The 21,677-nt window shown below is 62.4% G+C and carries 3 protein-coding genes; all 3 read left to right on the forward strand.

The features are described from left to right. Positions 1 to 116 precede the first annotated feature (116 nt). Complete coding sequence (locus V1587_RS13220) at positions 117 to 18,122, forward strand: Ig-like domain-containing protein (RefSeq protein WP_395314368.1); 18,006 nt, start codon at positions 117 to 119, stop codon at positions 18,120 to 18,122. Positions 18,123 to 18,299: 177 nt separating this feature from the next. Beyond that, on the forward strand, positions 18,300 to 20,480 hold the full coding sequence (locus tag V1587_RS13225) for a type I secretion system permease/ATPase (RefSeq protein ID WP_371898038.1): 2,181 nt from the start codon (positions 18,300 to 18,302) through the stop codon (positions 20,478 to 20,480). Beyond that, the gene (locus V1587_RS13230; RefSeq protein WP_371898039.1) at positions 20,477 to 21,652 is read left to right on the forward strand and encodes an HlyD family type I secretion periplasmic adaptor subunit; all 1,176 of its coding nucleotides are present in this window, start codon (positions 20,477 to 20,479) and stop codon (positions 21,650 to 21,652) included. Before V1587_RS13225 ends, V1587_RS13230 begins: the two co-directional genes overlap by 4 nt. Positions 21,653 to 21,677 lie beyond the last annotated feature (25 nt).

The raw sequence follows: 21,677 nt of genomic DNA on the forward strand, positions 1-21,677 counted from the left end.
GACGCGCAGTGTTGCGCAAAGTAAGACTGAAAATAATGGGTGTTTTTTCCCAGGGATAGCTACATCCGTCTGGTGGACATATCCACAGGAATCCGTACACCTGCAAGGAGAGAAATATGAGTAACATAAAGGTTGTTGATGTCATCATTCGCAAAACGGCGGAGAAAACGAAATTAACCGGCGAAGGGAATTTGTCGGTCTCTATTTCATCTCCGAGCGTCATTGAAATCCAGGGTTCTGCTCAGGATGTGGTGCGTTATGTCCGCCAGGGTAAAGACCTCCTCATTTATATGAAAGATGGCAGCGTGATTCGCTGCAATAACTATTTTGTTGAAGATCCTGAAACGCATAATCAGTCAGAGCTGGTATTCAACGATCGTCAGGAACTGACGCATATTTCTTTTGCCGATACCGGGGAAGCATCGGGCGTGGCGGTGACCGAGTTAACCGCGCAGGCCACACCAATTAGCAGCATTCAACCTTTCCTGGCGCAGGAAAGCGTCTTAAGCGATGCCCCGTGGGGCTGGATTGCCGGGGCTGCGTTAGGCGGCGGCGCCATCGGGGCACTGCTGGCAAACGGCGGTGATGGCGAAACTAAAACAAAAGTTATTGATAATACAAAGGAAGTAGAAAGCGCCACGCCAACCTTTTTGCTGACGGACAATGCGGGTGACCGGCAGGGCGTGCTGACAGCAAACGCGATCACGGACGACAACACGCCAACCTTTAGCGGTACCGGTCAGCCGGGGGCGACGATCCAGATCAAAGACAGCAGCGGCAGCACCATCGCCAGCGCCATGGTGAGTAAAGAGGGCACCTGGACGGTAAAATTACCGACCCAGACGGACGGGGAACACACCTGGTCTGTGGTGCAGATCGACGGCAGTAAGACCACCGATGCGGGCAACATCACCGTAACGGTCTCGACCGCCGAGGCCGCCATTACGCTTGCCACCACCGCGGGCGATAACGTGCTTAACGCCAGCGAGCAATCCGCGGGCTTTACGCTCTCCGGTGCCAGCAAGAATCTGGCGCAGGGCACTGAACTTACCGTGACGCTGAACGGCAAAACCTACGCGGCTGAAGTAGGGGCAGACGGCGCGTGGAGCGTGAACGTGCCTGCAGCAGACGCGCAGGCGCTAGGCGACGGCACCTGGACGGTTAACGTCAGCGGCAAAGACGCGGCGGGTAATACCGTGAGCGGCAGCCAGACGATCGGCGTGGATACCGCCGCGCCAACCCTCTCTGTCGATACCCTCGCGCAGGACAACATCATTAATGCGGCTGAACACAACCAGCCGCTGACCCTGACCGGCAAAACGAATGCGGAAGCCGGTCAGATCGTCACGGTCACGCTGAACGGCAAAAACTATAACGCCACGGTGGGCAGCGACGGCACCTGGTCCGTCACGCTGGCGGCGAACGACGTGCAGGCGCTCAGCGAGGGCAATCACAGCCTGACGGTGAACGTTAGCGACAAAGCGGGCAACGGCTCGTCTGTCACCACAGAATTCACGGTTGATACCGCCGCGCCGGTCGTCACCATCCATACCGTGGCGGGCGACGATATCCTCAATATCAGCGAGCAGGGTCAGGCGCACATTATTTCCGGCCAGGCGAGCGGTGCAGCCGCGGGCGATGTGGTCACCGTGACCCTTGGCGGCCAGACCTTCACCGGCGTGGTGCTGGCGGATGGCAGCTGGGGCGTTGGCGTTCCGGCGTCCGTGCTGGGCGCGCTGGGTGAAGGCAACCACACGATTTCGGTTTCCGTCACCGACGCGGCAGGCAACACCGGCAATGCCACGCACGGCATTACGCTGAGTGGACACCCGCCAGAATTTACGATTGACGCCATCAGCCAGGATAATGTTCTGAATGCCCAGGAGGCGATGCAGCCGCTGAGCCTGACCGGTACCAGCAACCTGCCGGACGGCAGCGCCATCACCGTGACGCTGAACAACGTCAGCTATCAGGCCACCGTTGAAAACGGCATCTGGGCAGTTCAGGTGCCGGTTTCCGACGTCCTGAATCTGGCGAACACCCTTTACACCGTCAGCGTCAGCGGTACTGACAGCGTGGGTAATAGCGGCTCTGCCGAAGCGAATCTTCTGGTGGATACCGTGCTGCCGCAGGTGATTATCAACACCTTTGCGGGCGACAACCTGGTCAATAACGCCGAAGCGGGTGTGGATCAAACGCTCAGCGGTCGCGTCACCGGCGCGGCGGCGGGCGATACCGTTTCTGTCACCGTGGGCGGCAAGAGCTACACCGCCACGGTGGGGAACGATCTGACCTGGAGCGTGAAAATCCCGTCAGCGGATCTTCAGGCGTTCGGCGACGGGGATTTAACCTTCACCGCGTCGGTGACCAATTCGCACGGCAATACCGGCACCGGCGAGCGTGATATCAATATCAACGCCGAGCTGCCGGGTCTGCGCGTGAACACCATTTCCGGCGATGACGTGATCAACGCCATTGAGCAGCAGCAGGATCTGACCGTTACCGGCTCCAGCACCCATCTGGCTGCCGGCACGCAGATTACCGTCACCATCAACAACGTTGAGTACGTTACCGCGGTTAACGCCAGCGGCCACTGGCAGATCGGCGTTCCGGCAGCGGACCTGCAGTCCTGGACGGCGGGCGGCATGACGGTTAGCGTCAGTGCGGTCGATGCCTGGGGCAATCCCGTTGCGGCTGAACACCCGATCGAACTCGATCTGAACGCCGTGGCGGTCACCATTGATACCGTCTCCGGCGACGACCTGCTGAATGCGGCAGAAAAAGGCGCAGATTTAACCCTTTCCGGCCAGACGCAGGGCGTGGAGGCGGGGCAGACCGTGGTGGTGAAATTCGCCGACCAGACCTTTACCGCACAGGTGCAGCAGGACGGCTCCTGGAGCCTGACCGTGCCCGCCAGCGCCATGGAAACCCTGATCGACGGCCGCGCGCAGGTGAGCGTCAGCGTCACTAACGTCAGCGGAAACAGCGCCGACGCGTCGCGCGTGGTCACGGTGGATACGCTGCCGCCAGCGATTACGCTCGATAACCTGACCGCCGACAACATCATCAACGCGGCCGAGGCGCAGCAGGATTTAGCCTTAAGCGGCACCAGCAGTGCGGAAGCAGGCCAGACGGTCACCGTGACGCTGAACGGCAAAACGTATCAGACCACGGTCCAGACGGACGGTACCTGGCAGCTGATCGTGCCGGCGGCTGACGTCGGCGCCCTCAACGATGGCATCGTGATCGTGACGGCCACCGTGAGCGACGTGGCGGGCAACGCCAGCAGCGCCGATCGCGTGGGTCTGGTGGATGCGACCGTACCGCAGGTGACCATCAACGACTTTGTCACCGACACCAATACCGTTAACCAGCTCGCCCATTCGCAGGCGCAGATCCTGAGCGGCTCCGTCACCGGTGCGGCGGCGGGCGACCTTGTGACCATCACCATTAACAGCGTCGATTACACCACCGTGGTGGATGCGGCGGGCAACTGGAGCCTTGGCCTGCCGGCGTCCGTCGTGCAGGGGCTGACTGACGGCACCTGGACAATCGACGTCTCCGTGACCGACAGGTCCGGCAATACAGGAAGCAGTTCGCTGGACGTGGTAGTGAATACCGTGACGCCCGTCATCGGTATCAACACGCTGGCGGTGGACGATGTGATTAACGCCACCGAGAAAGGCGAAGATCTGCAGATTTCCGGCACCAGCAACCAGCCGGAAGGCACGACCATTACGGTGACGCTGAACGGCATTCACTATACGGCCACCGCTGACGCGAGCGGAAACTGGAGCCTGACCGTTCCGGCGGCAAACGTCTCGTCTCTGGGCGAAGCGAACTACACCGTGACGGCGAGCGTCACCGATAGCGTAGGCAACAGCGCCTCAGCCTCGCACGATGTGCTGGTGGACAGCTCGCTGCCGGTGGTAACGATCGACACGCTGGCGGGCGACAATATTGTTAACGCGGCGGAAGTGGCGGCAGGGCAAACCCTGTCCGGTAAGGTAACGAACGCGGCGTCAGGTGACAATGTCACGATAATTCTCGGCGGCCAGACATACACGGCTACCGTGCAGGACGATCTCACCTGGAGCCTGCCGTTAACCCAGAGCCAGTTCACCGCATTGGGCAATGGCGATCTCACCGTATCGGCCAGCGTCACCAACGCGCACGGCAATACCGGCTCCTCTTCGCTCGACTTCACCATCGACGCCCAGCTTCCGGGACTGCGTATTGATACGATCGCAGGTGACGACGTGATCAACGTGATTGAACACGCGCAGAACCTGATTGTATCCGGCACCAGCACCGATCTGGTGGCGGGCAGCGCCGTCACCGTGACCATCAACGGCAAAGCGTATTCCGCAACGGTGCTGGCCGACGGCACCTGGCAGGCAGCGGTACCGGCGGCGGACGTGTCCCAGTGGGCGGATGGCTCGCTGGATATCAAGGCAAGCGCGCAGGATGCCTCCGGCAACCCGGTAACCATCGGGACCGTCGTGGACGTCGATCTCGCGCCGGTCGCCATCACCATCAGCAGCGTGACCGACGACAACGTGCTTAACGCGGCGGAAAAAGGCCAGGATCTGGTCCTGTCCGGCACCACCTCCAACGTGGAAGCGAGCCAGACCGTCACCATCACCTTTGCAGGGAAAACGTACACCACGACGGTGGATGGCAACGGCGACTGGACCTGGACCGTTCCGGCTGCCGATTTGAGCGGCCTGAAAGAAGGCGACGCCAGCGTGCAGGTCAGCGTGACCAACGTGAACGGCAACGCGGCGTCTTCGGCGCAGGAATTCAGCGTTGATACCGTCGCGCCGACGGTGACCATCAACACCATCAGCAATGACAATATGCTGAACGCGGCTGAGGCAGCGCAGGATCTGACCCTGAGCGGCACTTCAACTGCCGAAGCAGGCCAGACGGTCACCGTGACCTTCAACGGCAACCAGTACACGGCCCAGGTGCAGGCGGACGGCAGCTGGACGCTCGACGTTCCGGCGGCGGATATGGCTGGCATCACCGACGGCAGCGCGGCGATAACGGCGACCGTCTCCGACAAAGCAGGTAACCCGGCCAGCGCGGGCTCTTCAGTGCTGGTCGACACCACCGTACCGCAGATTTCGTTCAACATCGTTGCGGGCGACGACGTCGTGAATATTGCCGAGCACGGCCAGGCGCTGATCGTCTCCGGTAAGGTGACGGGCGCGCAGGCGGGCGACGTGATTACCGTGACCCTGAACGGTAAAGACTATTCCGCCATGCTGGACGCATCCGGCAGCTGGAGCGTGGGCGTTCCGGCGGCGGACGTGGGCGCGCTGGCAAATGGCGAGCAGACGATCTCCGCGACCCTCACCGACAAAGCCGGTAACAGCACCACCGCGACGCACGAGTTTGACGTCTCCCTGACCGCGCCGGTGATTGCCATTAATACCCTGGCGGTTGACGACGTGATCAACGCGACCGAGAAAGGCCAGGATCTGCAGGTGTCCGGCACCAGTAACCAGCCGGACGGCACGACCATTACGGTGACCCTGAACGGCATCAGCTATACGGCCACCACCGACGCGAGCGGGAACTGGAGCGTGACCGTTCCGGCGGCAAACGTCTCGGCGCTGGGCGAAGCGAGCTACGCCGTGACGGCGAGCGTGACCGACAGCGCGGGCAACAGCGCAAGCACCGGCCACAGCGTGCTGGTCGACAGCGCGCTGCCGCAGATCGCCATCAACCCGGTCGCGACTGACGATGTCATTAACGCGGCGGAAGTGGCTGCCGGGCAGACCCTGAGCGGCAAAGTGAGCGGTGCGGCGAGCGGTGACACTGTCACTATTTCAATCGGCGGCAATACCTATACGGCGACGGTTCAGGACGACCTGAGCTGGTCGGTCAACGTGCCGTCTACGGTCTTAACCGCCATCGGTAACGGCGATCTGAGGGTGTCAGCCAGCGTCACTAACGGCCACGGCAACGCCGGAACGGGCGAGCGCGACATCACCATTGATGCCAACCTGCCGGGCCTGCGCGTCGATACCGTGGCGGGTGACGATGTCATCAACAGCATTGAGCACGCACAAAACCTGATTATCACCGGCTCCAGCGACGGACTGGCGAGCGGCTCCGCGCTGACGGTCACCGTTAACGGTAAAACCTACGCGGCCACCGTACTGGCGGACGGCACCTGGACGGCGGCTATTCCGGCGGCAGACGTCAGCGCGCTGAATGCGGGTACGATCGCCGTGACCGTGGAAGGCCAGAGCGCGGCGGGCAACCCGGTTTCCATCAGCCATGACGTGAAGGTGGATCTGTCGGCAGTCGCCATCAGCATTAACCCGATTGCCTCTGACGACGTGATTAACGCGGCGGAGAAAGGCGCGGACCTGGTGCTGTCCGGCTCCACCACCAACGTGGAAGAAAACCAGACCGTCACCATCACCTTCGGCGGCAAGTCGTACACCACGACGGTGGATGCCAGCGGCAACTGGACGGCGACCGTACCGTCTGCCGATTTGGGCAGTCTGAAAGACGGCGATGCCAGCGTGCAGGTGAGCGTTACCAACGTGAACGGCAACAGCGCCTCGGCGGGCCGCGAGTACAGCGTGGACGCGACCGCGCCGACGGTGTCTATTGAAATCATCAGCGACAACAACATCATCAATGCGGCCGAAGCGCAGCAGGATCTGGTGATTAACGGCGTGACCAACGCCGAAGCGGGCCAGACCGTCACCGTGACGCTGAACGGCGTGGACTACACCACCACCGTGCAGGCCAACGGCAGCTGGGGCGTGACCGTGCCGTCCGCGGATCTGAGCGGTATTACCGACGGGAACTACACCGTCAGCGCCGCCGTGTCGGATAAAGCGGGTAACCCGGCCTCCGCGGACCGCGACGTGCTGGTTGATACCACCGTTCCACAGCTGACCATTCACACCGTTTCGGACGACGATGTGATCAACAGCGCCGAGCATGCGCAGGCCCTGATTGTCACCGGTTCCGTGACCGGCGCGGCGGCGGGCGACGTGGTCACCGTTACCCTCAACGGCAAATCGTACACCGCCACCCTGGATGCCTCTGGCAACTGGAGCGTCGGCGTGCCTGCGGCGGACGTCACCGCGCTGGCTGCCGGGGATCACGCTATTACCGCAGCGCTGACCGATAAAGCGGGCAACAGCAACAGCGCCACGCACGGCGTGGAGGTGAACCTGACCGCGCCGGGGCTGACCATTGACACCGTTTCCGGTGACGATGTGATCAACAATGCAGAGAAAACCCAGGATCTGACCCTCTCCGGTACGGCTTCCGGCCTGGCGGCAGGCGCGGTGGTGACCGTGATGCTCAACGGCAAAGCGTACAGCGCGCAGGTGGACGATAGCGGAAAATGGACCACCACCGTTCCGGCGAGCGAAGTCGGTCAGCTGGGCGAGGCGCTTTATACCGTCACCGCCTCGGCAACGGACAGCGTCGGCAACAGCACCAGCGCGTCGCACACCGTGAACGTGGAGTCCGTTCTGCCGGGCGTGATCGTTAACACCATTGCGGGCGACGACGTCATTAACGCGGCGGAGCTGGCAGCCGGCCAGACCATCAGCGGTAAGGTAGTGAATGCCGAAGCGGGCAATATCGTGACCGTGACCATTGGCGGTAACAGCTACACCGCAACGGTGCAGAGCGATCTCACCTGGTCCGTTAACGTGCCGTCGGACGTGCTGACCGCGCTGGGTAACGGCGATTTGACGGTGTCGGCCAGCGTGACCAACGGCGTCGGCAACAGCGGTTCCGCTGAGCGCGAAATCGTGATAGACGCTAACCTGCCGGGCCTGCGCGTGGATACCGTCGCGGGCGACGACGTGATCAACAGCATCGAACACGGGCAGAACCTGATTATCACCGGCACCAGCGACGGGCTGGCGGCTGGCGCGGCATTGACCGTGACCGTCAACGGCAAAACCTATCCGGCGACCGTGCTGGCGGACGGCACCTGGAGCGCGGCGATCCCGGCATCAGACGTGAGTGCTCTCGCAGCAGGCACGGTTACCGTGACCGTTGCAGGCCAGAGCAGCGCCGGTAATCCGGTCTCCATCAGCCACGATGTGACGGTGGATCTGGCGTCCGTTGCCATCAGCATCGATGCGATTGCCGCCGACGACGTGATTAACGCCGCCGAGAAGGGCGCGGATCTGGTGCTCTCCGGTGCGACCTCGAACGTTGAGGAAAACCAGACCGTCACCATCACCTTCGGCGGCAAGAGCTACACCGCGACCGTAGGCGCCGACGGCAAATGGACGACCACGGTGCCAGCCGCCGATCTGGCGGGTCTGAAAGACGGCGATGCCAGCGTGCAGGTGAGCGTCACCAACGTGAACGGCAACAGCGCCTCGGCGGGCCGCGAGTACAGCGTGGATGCGACCGCGCCGTCCGTGACCATCAACACCCTGGCGACGGACGACATTCTCAATGCCGCCGAAGCGAAGAGCGATCTGACCGTGTCCGGCACCAGTACCGCCGAAGCGGGCCAGACGGTAACCGTATCGCTGAACGGCAAAGACTACACCACAACCGTCAGCGCGGACGGCAGCTGGACGCTGAACGTCCCGGCGGCCGATGTTGCGGCCCTGACGGACGGCAGCGTGACCGTCACCGCCAGCGTCAGCGATAAGGCGGGCAACCCGGCATCGGTGGACCACAACCTGGCGGTAGATATCACCGTGCCTGCGGTGACCATCAATACCGTGGCGGGCGACGATGTCATTAACATCGCAGAACACGGCCAGGCGCAAATCATCAGCGGCACCGCCACCGGCGCGGCAGCGGGCGATAAGGTCACCGTCACGATTGGCGGCCAGACGTACACCACCGTGCTGGACGCGGCGGGCAACTGGAGCGTGGGCGTCCCGGCCAGCGTGATTTCCGGCCTCAGCGACGGCACCGTGACCGTCACGGCGTCTGTCACCGACGCGGCGGGCAACACCGGCACCGGCAGCCATAACGTGACCGTCGATACCGGTCTGCCATCGGTCAACTTCAACGCCATCAGCGACGATAACGTGCTGAACGCGGTAGAGAAGGGTCAGGATCTGAGCGTGAGCGGCAACAGCGCCAACCTGGCGGAAGGCACCGTGGTCACCGTGACCCTCAACGGTAAAAACTACACGGCCACGACCGCCGCGGACGGCACCTGGAGCCTGACCGTTCCGGCAGCGGATCTGGCCGGTCTGGGTCAGGCAAACTACACCCTGAACGCGACCGCCACCAACGGGGTGGGCAACAGCGTGAGCAACACCGCGAACCTGCTGGTAGACACCGCGCTGCCAACGGTCACCATCAACACCGTGGCGGGCGATAACGTCATTAATGCGGCGGAAGTGGCCGCAGGCCAGACGCTGAGCGGCACCGTGGCGAATGCCGAAGCGGGCAACACCGTGACCGTGACCATTGGCGGCAACACGTACACCGCGACGGTGCAGAACGATCTGACCTGGTCCGTCAGCGTGCCGTCTGACGTGCTGACCGCGCTGGGCAACGGAAGCCTGAGCGTGACGGCGACCGTCACCAACGGCCACGGCAATACCGGCACCGGCGAGCGCGAGATCGCTATCGACGCTAACCTGCCGGGCCTGCGCGTCGATACCGTGGCGGGCGACAACGTGGTCAACAGCATCGAGCATACGCAGAACCTCATTGTTACCGGCTCCAGCGACGGGCTGGCACCGGGTACGGCGCTGACCGTCACCGTCAACGGTAAAGACTATGCGGCCACGGTGCTGGCGGACGGCACCTGGAGCGCGGCGATCCCGTCCACCGACGTGAGCGCGTGGCCGGAAGGCACCGTCAAAATCAGCGTTACCGGCGACAGTTCAGCGGGTAACCCGATTACCATCAGCCACGATGTGACGGTAGATCTGGCGACCGTTGCCATCAGCATCAACTCCATCGCCACCGACGACGTGATTAACGCGGCGGAGAAGGGCGCGGATCTGGTGCTGTCCGGTGCGACCACTAACGTGGAAGCCGGGCAAACCGTGACCATCAGCCTGAACGGCAAAATCTATAGCGCGACAGTAGACGACAGCGGCAACTGGACCTGGACCGTGCCGTCTGCGGATCTGGCACACCTCAAGGATGGCGATGCCAGCGTGCAGGTGAGCGTCACCAACGTGAACGGCAACAGCGCCTCGGCGGGCCGCGAGTACAGCGTGGATGCGACCGCGCCGACCGTGACCATCAATACCCTGGCGACGGACGACATTCTCAATGCCGCCGAAGCGAAGAGCGATCTGACCGTGTCCGGCACCACCACCGCCGAAGCGGGCCAGACGGTCACCGTGACGCTGAACGGCAAAGACTACACCACAACCGCAGGCGCGGACGGCAGCTGGACGCTGAGCGTTCCGGCGGCGGATCTGGCGGCGCTTGGCGACGGCAGCGTCACCGTGACGGCGAGCGTCAGCGACAAGGCGGGCAACCCGGCGTCGGTCGATCACACTCTGACGGTGGACGTGACCGTGCCTGCGGTGACCATCAATACCGTAGCGGGCGACGACGTGATTAACATCACTGAGCACGCTCAGGCGCAAATCGTCAGCGGCACCGCCACCGGCGCGGCAGCGGGCGATAAGGTGACCGTCACCATCGGCGGCCAGACGTACACCACCGTGCTGGACGCGGCGGGCAACTGGAGCGTGGGCGTCCCGGCGAGCGTGATTTCCGGCCTCAGCGACGGCACAGTGACCGTCACGGCGTCTGTCACCGACGCGGCGGGCAATACCGGCACCGGCACGCATAACGTGACCGTCGATACCGGCCTGCCGTCCGTGGCCTTCAACGCCATGAGCGGCGACAACGTGCTGAACGCGGTGGAGAAGGGTCAGGATCTGAGCGTCAGCGGCACCAGCGCCAACCTGGCGGAAGGCACCGTGGTGACCGTGACTCTGAACGGTAAAAACTACGCGGCCACGACGGCGGCGGACGGCACCTGGAGCCTGACGGTTCCGGCGGCGGATCTCGCGAGCCTGGGCGAAGCAAACTACACCCTGAGCGCGGCTGCGACCAACGGCGTGGGCAACAGCGTGAGCAACACCGCGAACCTGCTGGTGGACACCGCGCTGCCGGGCGTCACCATCAACACCATCGCGGGCGATAACGTCATCAACGCGGCGGAAGTGGCCGCGGGCCAGACCATCAGCGGCAAGGTAACGAACGCGGAAGCGGGCAATACCGTCACCGTAACCATTGGCGGCAACACGTACACCGCGACGGTACAGAGCGATCTGACCTGGTCTGTGAGCGTGCCGGAGTCCGTCCTGACGGCGCTGGGCAACGGTGACCTGACGGTGTCAGCAACCGTCACCAACGGCCATGGCAACACGGGCGCAGGCGATCGCGAAATCGTTATCGACGCCAGCCTGCCGGGCCTGCGCGTCGATACCGTGGCGGGCGATGATGTCATCAACAGCATCGAACATACTCAAAATCTGATCGTCTCCGGCACCAGCGACGGGCTGGCGGCAGGCACAACGCTCACCGTGACCGTCAATGGCAAAACCTATGCGGCCTCCGTGCTGGCGGACGGTTCCTGGAGCGCGGCGATTCCGGCGGCTGATGTCGGGGCCTTCGCAGCAGGTACGGTCACCGTGACCGTTGCGGGCCAGAGCACGGCGGGCAACCCGGTGACCATCAGCCATGACGTGACCGTCGACCTGGCGGCGGTGGCTATCAGCATCGATGCAATTGCCACCGACGACGTGATTAACGCGGCGGAGAAAGGTGCGGATCTGGTGCTCTCCGGCAGCACTTCGAACGTGGAGGAAAACCAGACCGTTACGGTTACCTTCGGCGGCAAGACGTACACCGCGAAGGTGGATGCTGACGGTAACTGGACGGCCACCGTGCCGTCTGCGGATCTCGCGGGCCTGAAGGACGGCGATGCCAGCGTGCAGGTGAGCGTCACCAACGCGCACGGCAACAGCGCCTCGGCGGGCCGTGAGTATAGCGTGGACGCGACTGCGCCAACCGTGACCATTGATACGGTCGCAGGCGATAACGTGATTAACGGCAGCGAAGCGGCTGCGGGCGTGGCCATCTCCGGCACCACCACGGCGGAAGCCGGGCAGACGGTCACCGTGACGCTGGGCGGTAAGAGCTATACCGCCCAGGTGCAGCAGGGAGGCATCTGGAGCGTGAACGTGCCGGGTACCGACCTGTCCGCGCTGGCGGATAACGGCTACACCGTGCAGGTCAGCGTGAGCGACGCCGCGGGGAACCCTGGCAGCGCGGGCAAAGCGATTACGCTTGATACCACGCCGCCGACCGTCAGCTTTAACGTTGTCGCGGGCGATGACGTGATTAACAGCGTGGAGCACGGCCAGGCGCAGATCGTCAGCGGGTCGGCAACCGGCGCGAACGTCGGGGATAAAGTGGTTATCACCATCGGTTCGCACCAGTACACCACTACCGTTGACGCCAGCGGTAACTGGAGCGTGGGCGTTCCGGCCAGCGTGATTTCCGCCCTGACAGACGGCACCGTGACCCTCAGCGCGACCATTACCGACAGCGCGGGTAACAGCAGCACCCAGACCCATGACGTGGTGGTCAACACCGCCTCCGTGGCGCTGACGGTGAACACCGTTAGCGGTGACGACGTGATCAACGCGGCTGAAGCCGGTTCGTCACTGGTGATTAGCGGCTCCAGCGCCCAGTTCGCCAGCGGGACTCAGGTCACCGTGACCCTGAACGGCAAGAGCTATACGGCCACCATCCAGAGCGACGGCAGCTGGACGACCACCGTTCCCGCCGCAGACGTAGGTGCCCTGGCCGATGGCGCGAGCTATCAGGTGTCCGTGTCGGCGCAGGACAGCGCGGGCAACAGCGCGTCGGCGACGCACGGTATCAGCGTCGATACCACTGCGCCGGTGGTGAGCATGGGGACGCTGTCGGTTGACGACATGCTGAACGCCGCGGAAGCGCAGCAGCCGCTGACCGTGCACGGATCTTCCAGCGCGGAGGCGGGTCAGACCGTTACCGTGACGCTGGGCGGCAAAACCTACACTGCGCTTGTCGGCAGCGACGGCACCTGGACGCTCGACGTACCTGCAGCCGACCTGGCCGCCCTGAGCCAGGGCGCGCTGACGGTCACCGCCTCGGTCAACGACAAAGCCGGCAACGGCGGCCAGGCCACGCACACCTTAACGGTGGATACCGTCGCGCCAACCGTGACCATCAGCACCGTGGCCGATGACGATATCGTCAACAACGCGGAGCAGCTGGCGGGCCAGACTATCCGCGGCACCACCACGGCGGAACAGGGCCAGACGGTGACCGTCTCCTTCAACGGGCATAGCTATCAGGCGACCGTCGGGGCGGACGGATCGTGGTCGGTCTTCGTGCCGGGCCGTGATTTCCTCGGCCTGAGCGACGGGGAGTACACCATCACCGCTTCGGTGAGCGACAGGGCGGGCAACCCGGGCAGCGCAACGCACGACGTGACGCTGAACGGCGATGTCCCAACCATCACCATTAACACCTTTGCGCAGGACGATATCGTCAACGCCGCCGAGCACGGCACGCCGCTGGTCATCAGCGGCACCACCGACGCGCCGGCGGGCCAGACGGTGACCATCACGCTGAACGGTAAAACCTACACGGCGACCGTTCAGAATGACGGCACCTGGAGCTATACGGTGGGCAGCGCAGACGTGACCGCGCTGGCGGACGGCGGTTCGTACGTGATTAACGCGCAGGTCAGCAACACCATCGGCAACAGCGCCAGCGATAACCATACCGTCACGGTCGATCTTACCGCGCCGTCGATGGGGATTAGCATTGATTCGCTGCAAAACGACACCGGCCTGAGCGCGAGTGATTTCATCACCAACGATGCTCAGGTAGTGGTCAACGGCTCGCTGACCGCGCAGCTCGGCAATAACGAGAAGGCGCAGATCAGCCTCGACGGCGGCGTCACCTGGATTGACCTGACCGTGACCGGCACCACCTGGCGCTACGCCGATGGCCGCACCCTGACGGACGGTACGTATCAGTACCAGGTCCGCGTGATTGATAACGCGGGCAACGTGGGGGCCACGGACAGCCAGGACGTGGTGATTGACCTGACGAAGCCTGCGGCAACCACCATTACCGTGGACTCCATTACTCAGGATACCGGCCTGTCCGGCAGCGACTTTATCACCAGCGACAATCAGATCAGCCTGAAAGGCACGCTCGGCGCGGCGCTGGGCAGCGGCGACCACGCGCAGATCAGCCTTGACGGCGGCGTCACCTGGACCGACGTCAGCGTCAGCGGCCTGAGCTGGACGTATGTCGATGGCCGCACGCTGGCCGACGGGGATTACAACTACCAGCTGCGCGTGATTGACGATGCGGGCAACATCAGCGCCACTGCCTCTCAGGTGGTGACTATTGATACCGTTGCGCCGGACGCCAGCAAAACGATCGCCATCGACAGCATCAGCGACGATACCGGCCTGAGCAGCAGCGACTTTGTCACGAAAGATACGTCCCTGACGCTGCACGGCTTGCTCGGCGCGACGCTGGCCGACGGCGAATATGCCCAGATCAGCATCGACGGCGGCGTCACCTGGCAGAACGTGATCGTCACCGGCAACAGCTGGTACTACGTGGATGGCCGCACGCTGGGTAACCAGACCTATGACTACTACGTTCGCGTGGTGGATGCCGCCGGTAACGTGGGCGCCAGCGCCCATCAGCAGGTGACTGTTGATACGGTCGCCCCGGATGCGGCGATTACGGTGACCGTGGATAACATCACCGTCGATACCGGCTTCGACAATAACGACTTCCTGACCAGTTCGACCTCGTACACGCTGCACGGAACGCTTGGCGCAGAGTTAGGGGCGGGTGAGTACGTGCAGGTGAGCGTGGACGGCGGCACCACCTGGGTGTACGCCACCGTCAGCGGGACGCAGTGGAGCTACAGCGATACGCGTACCCTGACCGACGGCAGCCATAGCTACCAGGTGCGGGTCGTTGACCTGGCGGGTAACGTCGGGGCAACCGCCTCGCAGGCGGTGACTGTGGATACGCAGGCGCCGCAGTACGGCATCACCATCGACAGCATCAGCGAAGACACCGGCCAGTCCGGGAGTGATTTCATCACCATGGACACCACGCTGACCATCAACGGTTCGCTGGGCAGCGCGCTGGCAAGCGACGAGCGCGTGCAGATAAGCCTCGACGGCGGGAATACCTGGTCAGATGCCACGGTCACCAACCAGCGCTGGAGCTACACCGATACCCGCGATCTGGCTGACGGTGACTACACCTACCAGGTGCGGATTATCGACCAGGCGGGCAACGTGGGATCCACGGCCTCACAGGTCGTCACGGTAGACACCACGCCGCCGACCACGGTGGGCACGGTAGTGAGCTACACCGATGGCGAAGGCGAGCGTCAGGGCACCTTTGGCAGCTCGGTGGCAACGGACGATAACTCGCCGCTGATCAACGGGACGCTTAACCGCGCACCGGACGACGGTGAGATCGTGCAGCTTTACCGTGACGGGGTTCTGCTCGGCCAGGTGACCATGAACGGCAGCGCAAGCTGGTCCTTCCAGGACAACGGCCTGAGCGACGGGAATCACACCTACATCGTGCGCGTCACCGACAGAGCCGGAAACTACACGGAATCCGACGGCTTTGTGCTGAACGTCGATACCAGCATACCGACCACCACGGCGGTGATTACCGCGCAGACAACGTCGGATACCACGCCGATCGTCACCGGTACCGTCTCCGCTGACCTGGTGAACGGTGAATACCTGGTGGTGACGGTGAACGGCAAAACTTACACCTCGCAGACCGGCGGCGCGGTGGTGGTCGACCCGGATCACAACACCTGGTATCTGCAGATCCCGGACGGCGATGCGCTGGGCGTGGCGAGCTACAGCGTCACGGCGCAGGTGAAGAGCAGCGCGGGGAACGGCAACACCACGGGTACGGCGACCGGCAGCCTGGTGATTGATACCACCTCGGTGAATACCGACTGGGCAACCACGGCGGGGAACAGCAACAACTCGACCATGACGGTGGGGACGAACAGCAGCGGCCTGTGGAATATCATCGCTAACGGACAGTCTTACTCCAGCAGCGATAGCTCAACCTATGCCGGCAATACGCTGACCAACACCCGCGGCTACTACGTGGTGAGCCAGACCGCCGCCGACTTTGACCGTAACGGCACGCAGGATATTTTCGCGACGGAAAATACCTACGCCGGGTCAACGCAGGTGATGTGGACCTACGATGGCAGCACCTATAACGCCAGCCAGCTGGCGATGGGGACCACCATCTGGTACGGCGGCGTGATTGCGTACGATAAAACCGGCGATGGCTATCTGGATCTGGCGTACGGCGATGCCGGCATGGACTCACTGACCTACCTGGTGAACAACAACGGCGTTCTGTCGCCGGACGGCACCGGCGGCGAAGGCGGTTTCTACGGTCAGTTTGATTCCGGGCGCGAAATCTCCGGCGTTGACCTGAACAACGACGGTACGGTGGATATTGTTCAGCACACCAACCGCAGCGGCGCGTACTCGTTAACCGTGATCAACAACAACGGCAACGGGACGTTATCCATCGGTCAGAACCTGACGAACGTGTTTGTGGCTAACGCCTCGAATACCACCACGGCGGCGTCGATGACGTGGGCGGACTTCAACGGCGATGGCTATATGGATCTGTACCTGGGCAGCAGCTACAACAACAACGGCGGGGTGATCTACTACAACGACGGTACCGGGAAGCTCTCGGCCACCAAGAGCGCGGTGGAAGCCTCTAACGCCACGGCGGGGTATCTGTCGGTGGCGGTGGACTGGAACGGTGACGGGCAGATGGACATCGTCAAGCTCAGCACCTACGGCGGCTCGCAGACGGCAACCCTGTTCACCAACAGCGGTTACGGCTCGACCTGGACCTCAAGCCAGCTGGCTTCCGGACTGGCGAACGTCACCGGCGTGGCGGCAGTGGACTACAACTGGGACGGCGCGCAGGATCTGCTGGTCTCTCAGCAGAACGGCAAGGTGGTGCTGGTGCAAAACAGCAAAACCATTGCTGACGGCACCGCGATGCATCTGCACATTGTCGACAGCGAGGGCATCAACGCCTACTACGGCAATACGGTCAACCTGTACAACGCCGCGGGCGTGCTGGTGGCCTCGCAGATCATTAACGCCCAGTCCGGTATCGGGTCGAACGACACCTCCGCGCTGGTGAGCTTCTACGGGCTGGATCCGAATGAAACTTATTCGGCCGAGATCCTGAAGATCACCAACGGCGTGTCGGATAACGTCACCTGGAGCGGTCTGGAGGCGGGCAACGGCAAAGAGGGCTACGTCCTGACGGCCGAAGCGGCCACCGGCGGCCACAGCGGAACCATCACCGGGACCGGGTATAACGACACCTTTATCGCAGAGGATGGCACTTATACCTACAACGGCTCCGGCGGATGGAATACCCATTCCGACTACGACACCTGGAGCAACACCGGTGGGATGGACGTAGTGGATTACCGCAATGCGACCTCCGGCGTTACCGTTGATTTGCGCCTCTCTACCGCGCAGAACACCGGGTTCGGCACGTCACGACTGCTCAACATTGAGGGCATCAACGGCTCGAACTTCGACGACGTCATTACCGGCAACAGCGGTGATAACCAGTTCGAAGGTCGCGGCGGGAACGACACCTTCAACATCGGCAGCGGCGGTCACGATACGTTGCTCTACAAGCTGATCAACGCTTCGGATGCAACGGGCGGTAACGGTCACGACGTGGTGAACGGCTTTACGGTCGGCACCTGGGAAGGGACCGCGGACACGGATCGCATTGACCTGCGCGATCTGCTTTCCGGCAGCGGCTATACCGGCACGGGCTCGGCGAGCTATGTGAACGGCGTGGCGACGCTGGACAGCAGCGCGGGCAATATCAGCGATTACATCCGCGTGGTGCAGAACGGCAGCAATACCGAGATCCAGGTTGACCTGGACGGTACGGGCGGCCAGTTCTCGCCGACCACTCTGGTGACCCTGAACGGCGTGCAGACGGATCTGGCGACGCTGCTGGCGAACCATCAGCTGTTAATTGCGTAAAACAACGCCGCGGGGAGCGATCCCCGCGGCCTTTTGGCGTTTCTTTACACGAATAGTCATAACCCTATATTTCACAAGATTATTTTGCGGGCTCGTTTAGAAAGCGTTCGTTTTTTAATCATCCCGTAAAGGTATCATTTCAGTGCGAAATTACCGCTCTGGACAGGACGTAGCCTTATGAAGACACATCCACAGTACGAACCCTGGCTGCAGGGCATGCTCATCATCGCGAAGCACTACCGGCTGGATTTTTCCGCGGAGCATGTTCGGGTCACGATTAACCACGAAAGCCAGTCTCCGCGCCAGCTGGTGCTGGAGGAGATGGCGCGCCAGCTTGGGCTGGGGATGCGTGTGCTGGCGGCTGAAGCGGTATCCCTCGATCCGTGGCGCCTGCCGCTGCTGGCGGAATTCACCGGCGGACAAATCGCGGTCATCAACCGCATGGACAGCGAAGGCAACGTCAGCCTGCAGTTTAACGGCGACGCGGGGCTGGAGACGACGCTGACGCGTGATGAGCTCGGGACGCGGTTAAAGGGCCTGATGGTGCTGCGTCCGCTCGAATCCACGCCGGATGCCCGCGTAGACGACTACATCAAACCGTATGAAAAAAACTGGTTCTGGCAGCTGGCGCTGAAGGACTGGCGACGCTACAGCGACATCATGCTGGTGGCGCTGGTCGCCAACGTGCTGGCGCTTTCCGGCATGGTCTTCTCCATGCAGGTCTACGACAGGGTGGTTCCGTCGCAGTCTGAAGCCACGCTGTGGGTGCTGTTTGGCGGCGTGATGATTGCCATCGTGTTCGAATTCATCATGCGCATGCTGCGCGTACACATTTCCGACGTGGTGGGGAAACGCGCCGACCTGCGTATCTCTGAACGCGTGTTTGCCCACGCGCTGCGGATTAAAAACGGCGCGCGCTCGAAATCAACCGGATCGTTTATCGCGCAGATCCGCGAGCTGGAGTCGGTGCGCGAGCTCATCACCTCGACCACCATTGCGGCTATCTCCGATCTGCCGTTCTTCCTGCTGTTCGTCTTTATTCTGTGGATGATTGGCGGCCCGCTGGTGCTGGTGGTCCTGCTTGCCGTGCCGCTGCTGCTCATCCCCGGCCTGCTGGTGCAGCGCCCGCTGGGGAAACTCTCCAGCGAAGGGATGCGTGAATCCGCCATCCGTAACGCCACGCTGGTGGAAGCGGTGCAGGGCATTGAGGACATCAAACTGATGCGCGCCGAGCAGCGTTTCCAGAACCAGTGGAATAACACCAACGACGTTGCCGCCAGCGTCGGCATGAAGCAGCGCTGGCTGACGGGCCTGCTGCTCACCTGGACGCAGGAGGTGCAGTCCATTGTTTATGCGGTAGTGCTGCTGGTGGGGTGCTATCTGGTCATCAGCGGCGATATGACCACCGGTGCGCTGGTAGGTACCTCGATTCTGGCGTCGCGCACTATCGCGCCGCTGTCGCAGATCTCAGGCGTGCTCTCGCGCTGGCAGTCGGCAAAAGTGGCCCGCAAGGGGCTGGACGACCTGATGCAGCGGCCGATTGACGATCCGCAGCACGGCAAGAAGGTGCACAAAGCCCACCTGCGCGGCGACTATGCCCTGGAGGACGTCGGGTTTTATTACGACGAGGAAGAGAAACTTACCGTGCTCAACATCAGCAAGCTGCGGATCCGCGCCGGAGAGCGTGTGGCGGTGCTCGGGCGGAATGGCTCCGGAAAAAGCACGCTGTTACAGCTTCTGGCGGGCATGCAGGAGCCGCAGCAGGGCAGCATTCTGCTGGACGATATTGCCCTCAATCACCTCGACCCGGCCGACGTGCGTCGCGACATGCAGCTGCTGAGCCAGCAGGCCCGGCTGTTCTTTGGCTCCGTGCGGGACAACATCCTGATGGGGAACCCGCTGGCGACCGATGACGAAATTCATCAGGCGCTGGTTAACAGCGGCGCGCTGGAGTTTGTGCGTAAACAGAAAATGGGGTTGAACTATATCATCAACGAGGGCGGGGCTGGCCTCTCCGGCGGACAGCGTCAGGCGCTGCTGCTGGCGCGCGCCCTGATTACCTCGCCGAATATTCTGCTGCTGGATGAGCCAACGGCCTGGCTGGACGAAATGAGCGAGAAGCAGTTTATACAGCATCTTCATAAATGGCTGGGTAAACGCCGGACGCTTGTGGTGGCGACCCATCGCCTGCCGATTCTGGACCTGGTCGACCGCATCATTGTGCTGGAAAACGGCAGGGTGGTGATGGACGGCCCGCGCGATGCGATCCTACATCAGCACGGCATGGCGCCGCAAAAGACAGCCCAGCGCACCGTGACCATGAAGCCAGCTGCGGTTGCAGAGGAGGGCGCGGCATGAATGATTTCTCTCGTTTCAATAGCCGGCTGAAGGAGCCACGCCTGCCGCGATCGTCACTGGTGGCATGGTCGCTTTTCGCCCTGCTGGCGGTGTTTATCGCCTGGGCAAGCCTGTTTCATCTTGATGAAGTGACGACCGGCAGCGGCAAGGTAATACCGTCTTCGCATGAGCAGGTCATTCAGTCCCTGGAAGGCGGCATTATCCACAGCCTGATGGTGCGCGAGGGCGACATTGTGGAACGCGGCCAGCAGCTCGCGCAGCTTGACCGGACGAAAACCGAGTCGAGCGTGCTGGAGAGCGAGTCTCGCCTGAATGCGGCGCTGGCAACGGCCGCGCGACTCAAGGCCGAGGTGAACGACACGGAACTCGCGTTTCCGGATGAGCTGGACGACGACGTTGAGCTGGTCAAACAGGAAACGGCGCTCTACCAGTCCCGTCGTGAAAGCCTCGAAAAAGGGCTGGCCGGATTACGTCAGGGCGCCGAGCTGGTGCAGCGCGAGCTGTCGTTAACCCGTCCGCTGGTGACCCAGGGGGCGGCCAGCAAGGTGGAGGTGCTGCGTCTTGAGCGTCAAAAAAACGAGCTTGAGAACAAAATCACCGAGATGAAAAACCAGTATTACGTTCGCGCCCGCGAAGAGCTGGCGAAAGCCAATGCCGAGATTGAAGCCCAGCGTTCGGTGATGAAGGGGCGGGAAGACTCTCTGACCCGGCTGACCTTCAATGCCCCGGTTCGCGGGATCGTGAAGGATATTGACGTCACGACCGTGGGCGGCGTTATCCCGCCGAACGGCAAGCTGATGAGCCTGGTCCCGCTTGACGACCAGATGGTGGTTGAAGCGAAAATTTCGCCGCGCGATGTGGCCTTTATCCATCCCGGCCAGAAAGCGCTGGTGAAAGTGACGGCCTATGACTACTCCATTTACGGCGGGCTGGAAGGCGAGGTGACCATGATTTCCCCGGACACCCTGCAGGATGAGGTGAAAAGGGATGTTTACTACTATCGCGTCTATATTCGTACCGACAGTAACCATCTGACCAATAAGCAAAGTCAGGAATTTCCGGTCTTTCCGGGCATGATTGCCACCGTTGATATTAAAACCGGCAGCAAAACCATTCTGGATTATCTGTTAAAACCGCTGAACAAGGCAAAAGAGGCGCTGCGGGAACGATAGATGAGTGGCGTTCGGAATTCCGAAC

It is taken from the genome of Enterobacter sp. ECC-249, assembly GCF_043965265.1.
GTDB lineage: Bacteria > Pseudomonadota > Gammaproteobacteria > Enterobacterales > Enterobacteriaceae > Enterobacter > Enterobacter quasiroggenkampii.